Source organism: Gordonia sp. p3-SID1431, assembly GCF_025143765.1.
Taxonomy (GTDB): domain Bacteria; phylum Actinomycetota; class Actinomycetes; order Mycobacteriales; family Mycobacteriaceae; genus Gordonia; species Gordonia hongkongensis.
In genome coordinates, this window is the sequence record NZ_JAMBDT010000122.1 from 1 (window position 1) to 13019 (window position 13019).

General features: G+C 67.9%; 15 protein-coding genes and 1 pseudogene. 6 read left to right on the plus strand and 10 right to left on the minus strand.

Annotated features, from left to right (window positions below):
- Positions 1-67: 67 nt before the first annotated feature.
- Positions 68-250 (minus strand): hypothetical protein, encoded by a 183-nt coding sequence (locus M4D77_RS21265; protein WP_065632450.1) that lies wholly within the window; start codon positions 248-250, stop codon positions 68-70.
- Positions 251-446: 196 nt separating this feature from the next.
- Here M4D77_RS21265 and M4D77_RS21270 point away from each other — a divergent pair, with 196 nt between their 5' ends.
- On the plus strand, positions 447-866 hold the full coding sequence (locus M4D77_RS21270; protein WP_058249658.1) for a MauE/DoxX family redox-associated membrane protein: 420 nt from the start codon (positions 447-449) through the stop codon (positions 864-866).
- Here the strand turns inward: M4D77_RS21270 and M4D77_RS21275 are convergent.
- The 3 genes from M4D77_RS21275 to M4D77_RS21285 are packed head-to-tail and all read right to left on the minus strand — an operon-like array spanning position 863 to position 3434.
- A complete protein-coding gene (locus M4D77_RS21275; RefSeq protein ID WP_259937311.1) occupies positions 863-2335 on the minus strand; it encodes an MFS transporter in 1473 nt (490 codons plus the stop codon). The genes M4D77_RS21270 and M4D77_RS21275 overlap by 4 nt on opposite strands.
- Positions 2332-2850, minus strand: a complete 519-nt coding sequence (locus M4D77_RS21280) for an alpha/beta fold hydrolase (RefSeq protein WP_226514163.1) — start codon at positions 2848-2850, stop codon at positions 2332-2334. Before M4D77_RS21280 ends, M4D77_RS21275 begins: the two co-directional genes overlap by 4 nt.
- Positions 2847-3434, minus strand: a complete 588-nt coding sequence (locus tag M4D77_RS21285) for a TetR/AcrR family transcriptional regulator (protein ID WP_259937312.1) — start codon at positions 3432-3434, stop codon at positions 2847-2849. The genes M4D77_RS21280 and M4D77_RS21285 overlap by 4 nt, the downstream gene beginning before the upstream one ends.
- A gap of 98 nt (positions 3435-3532) precedes the next feature.
- Between M4D77_RS21285 and M4D77_RS21290 the strand changes: the two genes are divergently transcribed.
- On the plus strand, positions 3533-4438 hold the full coding sequence (locus M4D77_RS21290; protein ID WP_259937313.1) for a chlorophyllase: 906 nt from the start codon (positions 3533-3535) through the stop codon (positions 4436-4438).
- 27 nt (positions 4439-4465) lie between these two features.
- Here the strand turns inward: M4D77_RS21290 and M4D77_RS21295 are convergent, their stop codons facing one another.
- Positions 4466-4867 carry an SRPBCC family protein gene (locus tag M4D77_RS21295; protein WP_159371539.1) on the minus strand — a complete coding sequence of 134 codons (402 nt, stop codon included), beginning with the start codon at positions 4865-4867 and terminating at the stop codon, positions 4466-4468.
- Positions 4868-4928: 61 nt separating this feature from the next.
- Entirely contained in the window at positions 4929-5654 is a 726-nt protein-coding gene (locus M4D77_RS21300; RefSeq protein ID WP_259937314.1) for a GAF and ANTAR domain-containing protein, read from the minus strand.
- A gap of 173 nt (positions 5655-5827) precedes the next feature.
- Here M4D77_RS21300 and M4D77_RS21305 point away from each other — a divergent pair, with 173 nt between their 5' ends.
- Positions 5828-6550 (plus strand): cutinase family protein, encoded by a 723-nt coding sequence (locus tag M4D77_RS21305; RefSeq protein ID WP_078114030.1) that lies wholly within the window; start codon positions 5828-5830, stop codon positions 6548-6550.
- A 7-nt stretch (positions 6551-6557) separates the two neighbouring features.
- On the opposite strand, the gene M4D77_RS21310 is transcribed toward M4D77_RS21305, so the two are convergent.
- Together M4D77_RS21310 and M4D77_RS21315 are read right to left on the minus strand one after the other, a co-directional pair.
- On the minus strand, positions 6558-6839 hold the full coding sequence (locus M4D77_RS21310) for a hypothetical protein (RefSeq protein ID WP_065632445.1): 282 nt from the start codon (positions 6837-6839) through the stop codon (positions 6558-6560).
- Between the two features lie 415 nt (positions 6840-7254).
- Entirely contained in the window at positions 7255-7929 is a 675-nt protein-coding gene (locus M4D77_RS21315) for a TetR/AcrR family transcriptional regulator (RefSeq protein WP_388028564.1), read from the minus strand.
- Between the two features lie 275 nt (positions 7930-8204).
- On the opposite strand from M4D77_RS21315, the gene M4D77_RS21320 reads away from it, so the two are divergent.
- From M4D77_RS21320 to M4D77_RS21330, 3 genes are all read left to right on the plus strand, one after another.
- Positions 8205-9230 carry an alpha/beta fold hydrolase gene (locus tag M4D77_RS21320; RefSeq protein WP_259937315.1) on the plus strand — a complete coding sequence of 342 codons (1026 nt, stop codon included), beginning with the start codon at positions 8205-8207 and terminating at the stop codon, positions 9228-9230.
- 64 nt (positions 9231-9294) lie between these two features.
- Positions 9295-10392 (plus strand): Rieske (2Fe-2S) protein, encoded by a 1098-nt coding sequence (locus M4D77_RS21325; protein WP_259937316.1) that lies wholly within the window; start codon positions 9295-9297, stop codon positions 10390-10392.
- 27 nt (positions 10393-10419) lie between these two features.
- The gene (locus M4D77_RS21330) at positions 10420-11505 is read left to right on the plus strand and encodes a dihydrodipicolinate reductase (protein WP_259937317.1); all 1086 of its coding nucleotides are present in this window, start codon (positions 10420-10422) and stop codon (positions 11503-11505) included.
- Between the two features lie 133 nt (positions 11506-11638).
- Here the strand turns inward: M4D77_RS21330 and M4D77_RS21335 are convergent, their stop codons facing one another.
- Both M4D77_RS21335 and M4D77_RS21340 read right to left on the minus strand, forming a co-directional pair.
- A complete protein-coding gene (locus M4D77_RS21335; protein WP_065632436.1) occupies positions 11639-12571 on the minus strand; it encodes an oxidoreductase in 933 nt (310 codons plus the stop codon).
- Between the two features lie 70 nt (positions 12572-12641).
- Positions 12642-13019 (minus strand): annotated as a pseudogene (locus tag M4D77_RS21340) (cadherin repeat domain-containing protein); the annotation flags it as partial.

The following is a 13019-nucleotide window of genomic DNA, read 5'->3' on the forward strand; positions in this document are numbered from 1 at the left end:
GGGGTGCGGCCGCCCAGGTGAAGCCGTCCGGTCGGGACGGTGGGCGTGAGCGTCAGCCGGGCGAACCTCAGGTGAGGTCGACCGCGGCGCGGGTGGCGAGGACGACGATTTGGGCGATCACCAGAACCGCGACGGCGACGAAGAACGCCGCGGTGGTCACGACGACACCGGCCGCCCCGCGCAGCGCACTCGGCACAGCCTGCAGCCAGGACACGGAGAGTCGGTGTGCGGGTGCGACATCGGGGGTCATGGGCGGTCCTCTGCATACAACGAGCGACCACACAGTTGTGGTCGCAGTCACAACACTCAATCACAAGTAAGTACTTCTGTGCCACAAATAGTCATCAAGACTCATCCCGACCCGAACCCTCCGGCGCTGACCGTCCGAAACCCCGCCCGCCACGAAGTGCGGTAGAACCGAACCGACACCCACCCAAGGAGCCCACATGTCCATCGTCACGCCGACCACCACTCGTCAGCCGCTGGGCCGGGCCATCGCCCGGATCGCCCTGGGAGCGGTGCTGGTGATTGCCGGCGTCGGCCACCTCACGGCCCAGCGCGAGGAGTTCCAGGCACAGGTCCCCGACTGGGTGCCGTTCAGCAAGGACTTCGTGGTGCTGGCCTCCGGCGGCGTCGAGATCGCCCTGGGCGCCGCGTTGATCGCGCTGCCCCGCCACCGCAAGGTGGTGTCGTGGATCGTCGCCGCGTTCTTCGTGGTCATCTTCCCCGGCAACATCAACCAGTACGTCGAGCACATCGACGCCTTCGGACTCGACACCGACGAGAAGCGCCTGACGCGACTGTTCTTCCAGCCCGTCCTGGTGCTCTGGGCCATCGCGGCCGGCACGGGCGAACGCCGGGCCTAACCTGCCCGGGTAGCCGCTTCCTGACAGGCGGTGTCCACACCCGCACGGACCTGCGGCCGCACATCAGTGCTCGAGCGGATCGTGCACGCCGCCACCAGCCCGCCGACCGCGCAGCATCCCGCGCAGATGTACATGGCCGTCCGGAAGCCGTCGCCGAGCGGATCGCCGGGGCCCGCATCGATCCCCGCCACGGCGGGCAGCACCGCCACCACGAGCAACCCCGCGAGCCGCGCCACCGCGTTGTTCACGCCCGACGCGGTGCCGGCGAGCGCGTCGTCGACGGCGGCGAGCGCCGCTGAGGTGAGCGGCGCGACCGTCACCGTCATGCCGAGGCCGAACAGCAGCACCCCGGGCAGCACGGAGTCGACGTAGCCCGAGCCCGGCTCGACCCGGGACATCAGCGCGAAACCACCGGCCGCGATGAGCGGGCCGACCGTCATCGGCAGCCGTGGCCCGGTCCGCTGCGCCAGCTTGCCGACCAAGGGCGACCCGAACAGCATGATGAACGTGCTCGGGAACATCGCCGCGCCGGCCTCGAACGCCGAGTAACCGAGGCTCTGCTGCAACTGCAGGGCCAGCAGGAACAGCGCACCGCCCAGCGCCGCATAGACCAGCAGCGTCGTCAGATTGGCGCCGGTGAACTGCGACGACCGGAACAACCCCAGCGGCAGCAGCGGCGCCAGCACCCGCGACTCGATCACCACGAAGCCCACCAGCGCGACGACTCCGACCACCCCCGCCGCAACCGTCACCCCGTTCCACCCGTTCGACGGCCCCTCGATCAGGGCGTAGATGACGCCCGCGAGCCCGACGGTCATCGCCAGGGCGCCCGCCACGTCCAGCCGGGCGTTCGACGGCGCGCCTCGCGATTCGGGGACATGCCGGATCGCGATCCACAACGCTCCCAGGGCGAGCGGCACACTGAGCAGGAATGTCCACCGCCACGACGCCGCGTCGACGAGCCAGCCACCGAGGAACGGGCCCAGAGCCGTGGTCGCGCCGGACATCCCGGCCCACAGACCGACCGCCGCACCGCGGTCCGACGGCCGGATCTCGGCGTTGATCAACGCCAGACTGCCCGGCACCACCGCGGCGGCGGCGATCCCCTGCACGATCCGTGCGGCGACGAGAAGTTCGACGGTCGGCGCCAGCCCGCACGCGACCGTGGCCACCGCGAACACGGCGAGACCTCCGGCGAAGACGAGCCGACGCCCATACCGGTCGCCGGCGACCCCACCGATCAACAACAACGCGCTCAGCGTGAGCAGATACCCGTCGAGTACCCACTGCTGACCGCGTAGACCGGTATCGAGGTCGCGCGCGATGGCCGGCAGTGCGACGTTGACGACGGTGCCGTCGATGAAGGCGACACCCGAACCGAGCACCGCGACGACGATCAGCCACCGCCCCGCCGCCGACGCGGCCGGCACTCCTCGGGCGTCGGCGTCGGCCGCGCTGTTCTCGCTCATCGGTTCTCGGCGGTGATGAGCTCGGCGGCGACGACGTCGGCGAGCCCGTCGAACTGGTGACCGCCCACCGGATGACGATGCAGCGGCGCCGACGGAAGGAACGCCGCGTTCAGGTCCAGGTGCTCGACGGGCACCACGTCGTCGTCGACGCAGTGGTGGAACGAAGGGAGCAGAGAGCCGGTACCGGGGAACACGTACTGCGGAACATCCCAACCGTCCGGTCCCCAGTTCGGCATCGCAAGAAGCACAGCACTTCTCGAGGCGACATCGGCGTCGGCGAAAACATGCATCAGCACCGTCGCCCCGAACGAGTGCGCGACGACGTGATCGTCGGCGTCCAGTCCCTCGAGACGCTCCCGGATCGGACGGGCCCACGCCTCGATCGACATGTCGTCGTCAGAGAAACGAGGCATGTCCAGCGACGCGTCGAGTGCCGCGGCCAGCGCCTCGGCGAGCGGGCCGTCGTCGGCGTACCCGCCCGCGCCGTGGATGAAGAACAGCCGACGCTGCGTCATGCGTACTCACTCCCTACCGACGATGCACCGGAGCCGATCAGCAACAGACCGACCATTGCCCTGGCGTCGGCGTCGGTGTACCCGGGTCCGATGATGCACAGGTTGCCGATCGCCCGTAGGAAGGTCAGCGCGCAGATGTCCCGGCTGACCTCTCCCGCGGCCTGCGCCGGTTCGAGTAGCGAGGCGAACGCCGGCACAAGGGTGTCGAAGATGAGCGCGTGCAGATCGACGAGGCTCGGGTCGTCGGAGCTGAGCGCGTCACTCAAGCCGTGTTTGGTGACGAGGAAGTCGGTGAACGCCGACGTCCACCGGCACAGCGCGGCACGCGGCGGGACCTGTTCGGCCAGAAGCTGTTCCGCCAGTGCCGCACATTCGTCGACCTGGTGCCGGTAGACCGCGGTGACCAGTTCCGCCCGGGTCGGGAAATGCCGGTACACGGTGCCGACACCCACCCCGGCACGCGTGGCGATGTCCCGCACCGGGGCCTGCACGCCCGCATCGACGAAGGCCGCGGCCGCCGCCTCCAGAAGTGCCGTACGGCTCCGTTCGGCCTGCATCTGACGTGCTGTTTTTCCTGCGGACACCGTCCACCCCTTGCTCGCGGAACACCGTTCCGCTAGTTTGGCGGAACATCGTTCCGTCCAGGTTATCGCGCACCGGCCCCGTCCCGAAGGGAACTCCCATGTCCACGGAAGTGCTCGCTCGTCAGATCGTCTCCGTCAAGCCCATCGTCGTCCCCACCTCGGACCGTCCGCTCCCGTTGACGGCGAGGGTCACCGCACCGGTCACCGGGGATCGGCTCCCGGTTCTCGTGTTCTCCCACGGCAACGCCTGGTCGATGGACGGTTACGCACCACTCGTCGATCGTTGGGCCGCATCAGGTTTCGTCGTCGTACAGCCGACCCACCTCGATTCCCGGCGCCACGGGATCGGATTCGACGACCCGCGATTCGCGTCCATCTGGCGCACGCGGGTGCAGGACGCGCACGCGGTGATCGACCATCTCGACGAGATCCTGATCGCGGCCGGCGGGGACCTGCGCCGGCGCGTCGACATCGGCCTGCTCGCCGCGGCCGGCCACTCATGGGGCGGTCAGACCGTCGGCACCCTCCTCGGCGCGCGTGTGATCGGGCCGGACGGGGTCGTCGGCCCGGATCTCGCACACCCCGCCGTGCGAGCGGGCGCACTGATGGCGACGGCCGGGACCGGCGACAGCCTGAGCGAGTACGCGCGCGAACACCTGCCGTTCATGCGGCCGGACTTCTCGACGATGTCCACCCCGGCGCTCGTCGTCGCCGGCGGCAAGGACGACTCGGCACTGTCGACACGTGGCCCGGAGTGGCTGACCGATGCCTTCCACCTCGCCCCCGGCACGACGGACCTGATGTGGATTCCGGACGGCGAACACACTCTCGGCGGTATCGCCGGTGAGGCGGTCCGGGAGACCACCGATGAGAACCCGGCCCGGGTCGCGCTGGTGGCCGACGCAGTCGCGGCCTTTCTACTCGACGCGCTCGGCGTCAGTTCGGCCGCGTGGGAAGCTCTGCGGCAGTCGGACTCCGTCGACTTCACGGTGCACCGGAAGTGACGCCGGCCGGTTCGACCCGGTTCGACACTAGGCCGGGCCGGCCGTCTCCAGCAGCGATTTCAGTTGTGCGAGATCCTTTTCCACCATCTGGGTGTCGCGGTCGAACTCGTCGTCGGACATGGCCAGCTGCCGGATCGTGAAGACGACTTCGGCACCTTCTGGATGTGCCAGCACCCGAAGCGGATTGAGCACGGTGTCCCCGGCGGGAAGCACCACCTCGTGGTCGACGACGCCGAGTCCGTTCCGCGGGACGAACCGGACGGTCACGGTGCCCATCGGCGACTCCACGAGCAACTCGTCACCCCGCCGGACCACCTCCGACTTCGCCAGCCCCGCGGCCCAGCGCGGCAGATTGTCGGGCTCGGCCGCGAAGTCGTAGACCCTCGCGGGTTCGGCGTTGATGACCACACTGACGTGCCGGCTGCGCATGTGGCCAACGTAGTCGTGACAGCATGCTGCCGCCTACCGATCCCGACGCCGATCTGCCCGGTCAGGAGAGCGACCCTGCGTCCCCCTCGGTGGGCTCGGCCAGTTCCCTCTCGATGAGCTGTTCGGCGACCTTGGCCAGCGGCGTGTTGGTGTCCTGGGACAGGCGTCGGAGCAGAGCGAAGGCGGCGACCGCATCGATGCGGAAGCGGTACATGATCATGCCCTTGGCCTGGCCGATGATGTCCCGGCTGGCCAGCGCACTGCGGAAGTGCTGTTGCTGCCGCGCGGCACGCAACGCCAGGGCGGCGTGGGTCGCGAACAACAGGCCGACTTCCAGGGACTCGTCGCCGAAGGCGTCGGGCGTATCGGCGAACATGTTGAGGGCACCGATGGTCCCCTTGTCGGTGAACAGCTTGAAAGACAGGCTGGACCGCAGCGGACTCGCGTCGAGGATGCGAGCGGAGAAGGCAGGGAATCGCTCGTCGCGGGCGATGTCGTTCACGAGCACGGTGTGGTGGTCCCAGGCCGCCTGCAGGCACGGACCCTCACCCGTTTCCTTCTGGATTCGGTCGGCCAGGTTCATCAGCGGGTCGGTGGGCGCCAGCGTGTCGAAGTTGTTCTTCTGATCGACCACGAGAACGCCGGCGTACTGCGCACCGGGGACGTACTCGACGGCACCGGCGGTGACCGAGGGCAGCACCTCGGCCGACGTGTCCTCCGTGGACTCGGGAACGGCATGCATCTGCCGCGCCAGCTCGGCGATCTTGAAATGGACGTCTGTTGCCACCGGCACTCAACCTCGATTCGATGCGCCGGATCAGCCCGGCGAACCCCGTGATTCTACAAACCTCTCATACGTTCAACCCGGTTGTTCGTGCCGAACCGACTCTCGGATGGCCCTGGATCGGCTCAATCTTTGGGACGATCAGGCCCTTATCCCCGCGCGAGGTGATCTCTACCATTGGCCTGGTGATCAAACGGTTCAGTGTCTCCGTCCTCTGTGTCATCGCGGCGATCACGGGGGCGGTGGCCGTCGGCACGCCCACGGCGCAGGCCGCACCATCGTGCTCCGACGTCGAGGTCGTGTTCGCACGCGGAACCGTGGAGACCTCTCCGCCGCTGGGCCTCACCGGGATCTCCTTCGTCGAGGCCGTTCGTTCGCAGCTGCCGGGCAAGTCCGTCAGCGCCTACGGCGTCAAGTACCCGGCCAGCGACCAGTTCAACAACCGGCTGAAGTTCGCGCGCACGGTGGCCGACGGCGTCCGCACCACCCAGAACCGCATCAAGTACCTGGCCGCGAAGTGCCCGGACACCAAGGTCGTCCTCGGCGGCTACTCCCAGGGCGCCGTCGTCGCCGGCTACGCCGTCCACGCCGGGCTGGACCTGCCCGCCCGGTACGCCGCCTACGACCGGTTCGTGCCGCCGCCGCTGCCGGCGAACATGGCGCGCAACGTCGCCGCGATCGTGCTCTACGGCGCGCCGTCGGATCGCTTCATCGACGACATCGGCGCTCCCCCGGTCAAGGTGGCCGCACCGTACCGAAGCCGCACCGTTCGCTACTGCATCCCCGGCGACACCATCTGCGACGGCGCGCCGGTCGGCGGCCCGAATGCCCTGCACGTGCTCTACTCGGTCAACGGCATGACGCTCGAGGGCGCCCGGTACGCGGCCCGGCGGGTCTGAGCTCGGCTCAGAAGTCCGGCGCAGGCACGACTTTCGCGAAGGTCCTGCTGGCGTCGGACTTCTCCGCTTCGTAGACGAGAGCCAGTTCGGCGCGCTCGAAGTTCTGGAACCACTCGTCCCAGGTGATGTGCTCGAGGTCGCCGTCGACCGCACCGTCGAAGTCGATGCGGAGCATTCCTGTTCCGCCGACGCTCCGGATGTCGCGAACGCGGGCGGGCACACCCCGGTGGGTGGTCGCCCACTCTCGGATCTCGTCGTGATCGCGCGTAGTCCTGCAGTGAGACCCCATCGGTCGTCTCCTATCGTGCCGCACCGAAACCCACCATTGGGCATCGCGGTCCGTGGACCGCCCTGTCCTTGTCTCGGCGTCCGGGCGTCCGACGTCAACCGCTGATCGGTGCGCTGTTCATACCCAGGACAGGCTCTCGTCAACCCTGCGTGACCCGGGATGTCAGGGCGCGGCTCGGAGCGAGACGGTGAGATCGAAATGGTCGAAGGCGCGTGGCATCTCGACGTCGCCGCCGCGCACACGTGGCGCGAGCACGTTGTCGTCGGTAGCGTCGGCCTCTCGACGGCCGCCCGCGTCCGCCAGGCCGCCTCGTGGAATAGCCCGCGGGACAGCGAGCGAAACCGGCACCGGTCATGCGCAATCCACTGGTCGGCGATGCCCCCGAGCGCGGAGTTTGACCCGTCGGGGCGGTTCCTCAGCCCGCGAGCAGCGCGACGATGGCCCTCGCCAGGCCACGTCGGGCCAGTTGCTGATCCTGGAAGGTGCCGAGTTGCTTCTCCGACACCAGGCCTCGCATGGCCCCGGGCAGGAACGCCGCGACCTCACGTACCCGCTCCGGATCGACGTCGAGGTCGGCGAAAGCGCGCTGGCACGAATCGATCCACGACGGCCCCCACGACGCGAACTCGGCGGCGGTCTTGGGAAACATCCGACGCAACTCGTCCGGATCGCGCGGCAGGGCCGCCCGCAGGGTCTCGATCGCACGGGATTCGGGCGCGGTCAGTCCGTCGTACATGAGGTCGACGATGGCCGCGACCCGCTCCGCCAGCGGCGCATCGGGTTTCACACTCATCGGGAGGTCGCCGCGATGTTCCGCGGTCCGATGCAGCACCGCCGCCCACAGGCCGTCGATGTCGTCGAACTGGTACTTGACCGCGCCCCATGTCGCGCCGATGTCCTTGGCGATCCGATTGCCCGACACGGAGGCGGGATCGCCGGTGGCCAACGAGGCGAGCGCGGCGTCGAGCATCGCCTCGCGCGTCGCCTGGCCGCGCCTGTTCACCCGCCGGGTGACGCTGCCCGTACCGCCGTCGGGGGATCCGTCGTCCACCGCGCGGACGTCGGAGGTTCGGGATTCGCCGGGAGCCATGGCTGCCGATCGTAGCCGCTGCCGACCGCGGTCATGGCGTAGCGGCAATGCGCTGACCGGCGCGATGTTTGGCGGTCGTTCGCTCGGCTACCCGTCCGTCGGGCCGACCGCGACGAAGTGCGGACGACCATCGTCCGACCAGGCAGCCGGCCCGTTCGGACACAACCCGACAATTGGCACAAACCGTTACCCGAAGCGGTAGATACAGACAATTGGAGTTTGTATCATTGTGCAGCCGATGTGACACAAGTCACCGGCGGTCCGAGGGGGACGACATGAATGCAGCAACCGGCATCGGAGCCGCCCGACACGCACTGTCCGGACTGCTGCCGGCCGAGGCACGTCGCCGACTCCGCAACCGCGTCTACGTGGACACGCTGTTCAACAGCCGCGAACCCGAACGGACCTCATGGGCGGTGACCGATGACGGCGCGCGGTTGCGCGTCGTCCACCACGGGCCGGCGGACGCTCCCGTACTTGTTCTCGTGCATGGTTGGTCGTGTTGTGTCGAGTACTGGAATCCGCAGATCAATGCGCTGGCCGAGCGTTACCACGTCATCGCCTACGACCAGCGCGGCCACGGCGAGAGCACCTGGGGCCGGCGCGCGTTCGACACCGACGTCTTGGCCGATGACCTGTACACCGTTGTCAACCAGACACTCCCCGAAGCAGCCACAGCCGTGTTCGTCGGGCACAGCATGGGCGGCATCACCCTGCAGGCCTGGGCCCACCGGCATCGTGATCAGGCCGAGTCACGAGCCACCGCAATGGTTCTCGCCAACACCACCTGGGGCGGGGTCGCCACCGAGAGCCGGGTGCTGCCACTCGTCAACGGCCCGATCAAGGCGCCGCTGTGGCTGCTCCAGATGGCGCTGTCCATACCGGTTCCTTTCCCGGGAGATCGGTTCACACGGAGCGTCATCCGGCATCGCATCCTGAACGGCCGATCGGCGACCGTCGATCACGCCGCCTTCGTTCTCGCGATGACCCGCTCGTGCTCGCCCAGCTCGCGCGCGAAGTCCGCCGTGGCCCTTCTCCAGTTGGCGATGGGACCCGCCGGCGCCGACGCCATCACCGTGCCGACCACGGTCATCGGCGGTCGGCACGACCTCCTTCTCCCGCACGCGATGACCCAGCGCATCGCGCATGCCCTGTCGATTCGCGGCTACCTCGATCGCCTGGTCGTCCTCGACACCGGCCACGCGTCGAACATCGAGGCCGCCGACGACTTCACGGCCGAGATCCATCGGGTCATGCATTCCGCGTCACCGCGTCCGGAGCTCGTTGAAACCGCCAGCTGACCAGGCACGTACTTTTTCATAGAACCCTCTTGCATTCTCATCGCGCGGGACCTACGGTTGCCGCATGGCGAGAACGCCGCTGTCGATGACACCCACCGGTTGGTTCCAGGTCGCCTGGTGCTCGGAGATCCCGGTCGGGGCGGTCCACACGATGAAGTACTTCGGGCGCGAGATGGTCGCCTGGCGGTCGCGGTCGGGCCGGGTCTCCGTGTTCGACGCCTATTGCGAACACCTCGGCGCCCACCTCGGCCACGGCGGCCATGTCGAGGGCGAGAACCTGGTGTGTCCGTTCCACGGCTGGGAGTGGAATCGCGAGGGGCGCAACGTCTGCATCCCGTACGAGAAACATCCCAATCGTGGGCGACGAATCCGCAGCTATCCGGTCGTCGAGCGCAACGAGGCCGTCTGGATCTGGCACGACCTCGAGGGTCGTCCACCGCATTTCGACGTTCCCGACATCTTCGGCGACTTCGACGACGATCGCACCGCCGCCGACTACTACCCGCCGGTGCCCGCGGCCACCCTCTTCCGTCCGGGACTCGAGATCCACCCGCAGTACATCATGGAGAACGGCGTCGACTTCGCCCACTTCAAGTTCGTCCACAAGACACCGTTCATGCCCGAGTTCACCCGGCACGACTTCGACGGGCCGGTGTCGCATGTCGACTTCACCATCGCCTTCGAGGAGGGCGCAACACTCGAGAACGCCACCAGCGGAGTCGAATCCATCAACGCCGGGCTGGGTTGTTCGGTCACCAAGAGCTGGGGCATGGTCGACAACCGCACGATGCCGGCGGTCACCCCGGTCGACGAGCACACCTCCGACGTCCGGTTCACCGTGTGGATCGGCCGCAAGCCGGGCGAGGAAGCCGGCGAGATCACCCGCTACGGGACCGTGATGGCCGACCTCGTCATCGAGCAGTTCGCCGCCGACATCGACATCTGGGCACACCAGCGCTACTCCGATCCACCCGCACTGTCCCGCAGAGAGTTCGAGGGCTTCACCGCACTTCGCAAGTGGGCGCGGCAGTTCTACCCCGACGGCGGACCCGACGATGCCGATACGTCGTCGTCGAGTGGAGCGGTGCTGCCACAAGGCGACGACTTCGTCCGCATCCGCCGTTCCGAGCTCGAGGCGCTACGCGCCGCCACGCAGTCCTGACATACGTTCAGCCCGAGAGGATCTGTCATGACCACCACCGAACGAATCCGGGTCTTCCAGGTCGCCACCGGCAATCTGGGCACCGAGATGATCGGGCGCATCCAGTCGCATCCCGACCTCGAACTGGTTGGGCTGCATTGTTATACGCCAGACAAGATCGGCCGCGACGCCGGTGAGATCGTCGGCCTCGACCCGATCGGGGTGACGGCCACCGGCACGGTCGAGGAGATCATCGCCGCCCGTCCGGATGTCCTCACCTTCCACGGCGTCTTCCCCGACGAGGACCTCTACGTCCAGGTTCTCGAGGCCGGGATCAACGTCGTGACCACGGCGGACTGGATCACCGGATTCCATCGCGACACCAATCACCCGCACCACTCCGGACGCAAGGTCAGCGAGGTGATCGCCGAGGCCTGCGAGCGCGGCGGCGCAACCTTCTACGGCACCGGTATGAACCCCGGTCTGGCGCAGATCCTCGGCATCGTGCACACCGCCGATGTGGCCGACATCGAGAACGTGACGGTCATCGAGTCCGTCGACGTCTCCTGCCACCACTCCGTCGACACCTGGAAGGCGGTAGGATACGGCCTGCCCGTCGACGACCCCAGCATCCCCGATTCGCTGTACAAGTACACCGCGGTGTTCGCGGACTCCGTCTATCTGATGGCCGACGCCTTCGACCTCGAGCTCGACGAGGTGGCGTTCTCCTACGAACTGGGCGCCTGCACCAAGGACGTCGACCTCGGCTGGTATCAGCTCCCGGAGGGTTCGCTGGGCGGCAGCTACATCAAATACCAGGGCATGGTCGACGGTGTGGCGCGCGTCGAATCCCACCTCGAATGGCAGATGACACCGCACACCGATCCGTCGTGGAACATCCAGGCCTGCTACATCACCCAGGTCACCGGCGACCCGAACATCTACTCCAAGCACATGATCTTCCCGCGTAAGGGCTTCGACCTCAGCAAGCCGGAGAACTTCGCATCCATCGGCATGACCGTCACCGGACTCCCGGCCCTCAACTCGATCCGGTCCGTCGTGGCGGCACCTCCGGGCATCGTGACGAGTGCCGACCTCCCGCTGCGATCATTCGCCGGGCGGTTCGCGATCTGACGGAACGTGTTGCGACCCTTGGTGGCTCGTCGCTAGCGCTCCTCGCACCTCAGGGAGCAAGAATAATGGTCGCTTCGCTCCTCGCACCTCAGCTCAGGGAGCAATGGGGGTCGGTTCAAGCTCTGACAAGAAGTCAACCGAGGTCGATGGTCACCCCGGTGAGCTCGGCACCGATGTCCCACAGCCGTGCGGCGACGTCGCGGTCCTTGGCCTTCACCGACGGCTCGACCAGTACGGGCGGACCAACGAGCCCGAGACTGCCGACCGGACCGTAGTAGTCGCCGCCCTGAGCCTTCGGATCGGTGGCGGCACGAAGAACCGGCAGGGCACCGTCGGGCGGGTCCATGATGAACCGGTCGGTGAGCCAGCGCAGCGACGGCGCGTGGTAGGCCCACTGGAGGAACCGGCTCTGCTCACGCATCACCCCGGTCCGGGTGCCTCCGGGGTGGGCCGCCAGCGAGATCGCAGACACCTCAGCACTTCTCATCCGGCGGTCGAGTTCCATTGCGAACAGCATCTGGGCGAGCTTCGCACGCGAATACGCTGCGGCGGTACTGAAACTGCGGTCCATCGGCAGATCGGCGAAGTCGATCGAGCCCGCCCGGTGGACATGGCTGCCCACGGTGACCACGCGTGCCGAGTCCGCGGCGAGCAGGCGATCGGTCAGGAGCCCGGTGAGTGCGTAGTGACCGAGATAATTCGTGCCGAAGTCCATCTCGAAACCATCGGGGGTCAGTTCGCGCCGTGCCCGCATGACCCCGGCGTTGTTGACCAGCAGATCGAGCCGAGGATGACGCCGCCGGATCTCGGCGGCGGCGTCATGGACGGAATTGAGACTCGCAAGGTCGAGATCGACGAGCTCCAACTCTGCCCCGGGGACCTTGCCCACGATGTCGTCGCGAGCCTCGGCCGACGTCTGCGGGTTACGGCACGCCAGCACCACGCGCGCGCCCAGCGTCGCCAGCCCGAGCGCGATCTCGCGGCCGATTCCCGAATTCGCGCCGGTCACCACCGCGACCCGACCGGTCTGCGGAGGCGCGTCGGCCAACGTCCACCCCGACTTCACATCTGCCCCCTCCGGCCCCGGCTCGAACGACGATGTTGTTCGTATCACATGGCGCCGGAGGGAGCGAAAGTCAGGCGCTCACGGCCTCCGGGGTGGCGCTGCTGAATTGTCCGGCCGGCGCGAAGCGGGCGAGGACCTCGTCGTGCGGCTCTCCGGCCACCGCGGCGATGAAGCCCTCCACGTCCTCGCGGGTCCGCAGACCGAGCAGCGGATTCGGTTCGGAGAGGAGACCGAACAGGGCCGACGCGATGGCGGGACTGACGGCGGCAGCCGGAAACGACAACTCCAGGTGGGTCGCGTAGTCGGGGTCGCCCAGGTAAAGGCGGGTGACCTCGACGGCAGCCCGTCCGCGTCGCTCCCAATGCTTCTCGAACTCCGCCGACAGCCATTCGGCGGTGAACTCGCCCTCGTGGCCGCGAGCGGCCTTCACCAGTTCGGCGACCTGGAT

Coding starts and splice junctions, on each gene's coding strand:
- M4D77_RS21265 (WP_065632450.1), bottom strand. CDS start 250: ATGACCCCCGATGTCGCACCCGCACACCGACTCTCCGTGTCCTGGCTG.
- M4D77_RS21270 (WP_058249658.1), top strand. CDS start 447: ATGTCCATCGTCACGCCGACCACCACTCGTCAGCCGCTGGGCCGGGCC.
- M4D77_RS21275 (WP_259937311.1), bottom strand. CDS start 2,335: ATGAGCGAGAACAGCGCGGCCGACGCCGACGCCCGAGGAGTGCCGGCC.
- M4D77_RS21280 (WP_226514163.1), bottom strand. CDS start 2,850: ATGACGCAGCGTCGGCTGTTCTTCATCCACGGCGCGGGCGGGTACGCC.
- M4D77_RS21290 (WP_259937313.1), top strand. CDS start 3,533: ATGTCCACGGAAGTGCTCGCTCGTCAGATCGTCTCCGTCAAGCCCATC.
- M4D77_RS21295 (WP_159371539.1), bottom strand. CDS start 4,867: ATGCGCAGCCGGCACGTCAGTGTGGTCATCAACGCCGAACCCGCGAGG.
- M4D77_RS21310 (WP_065632445.1), bottom strand. CDS start 6,839: ATGGGGTCTCACTGCAGGACTACGCGCGATCACGACGAGATCCGAGAG.
- M4D77_RS21315 (WP_388028564.1), bottom strand. CDS start 7,929: ATGGCTCCCGGCGAATCCCGAACCTCCGACGTCCGCGCGGTGGACGAC.
- M4D77_RS21320 (WP_259937315.1), top strand. CDS start 8,205: ATGAATGCAGCAACCGGCATCGGAGCCGCCCGACACGCACTGTCCGGA.
- M4D77_RS21325 (WP_259937316.1), top strand. CDS start 9,295: ATGGCGAGAACGCCGCTGTCGATGACACCCACCGGTTGGTTCCAGGTC.
- M4D77_RS21330 (WP_259937317.1), top strand. CDS start 10,420: ATGACCACCACCGAACGAATCCGGGTCTTCCAGGTCGCCACCGGCAAT.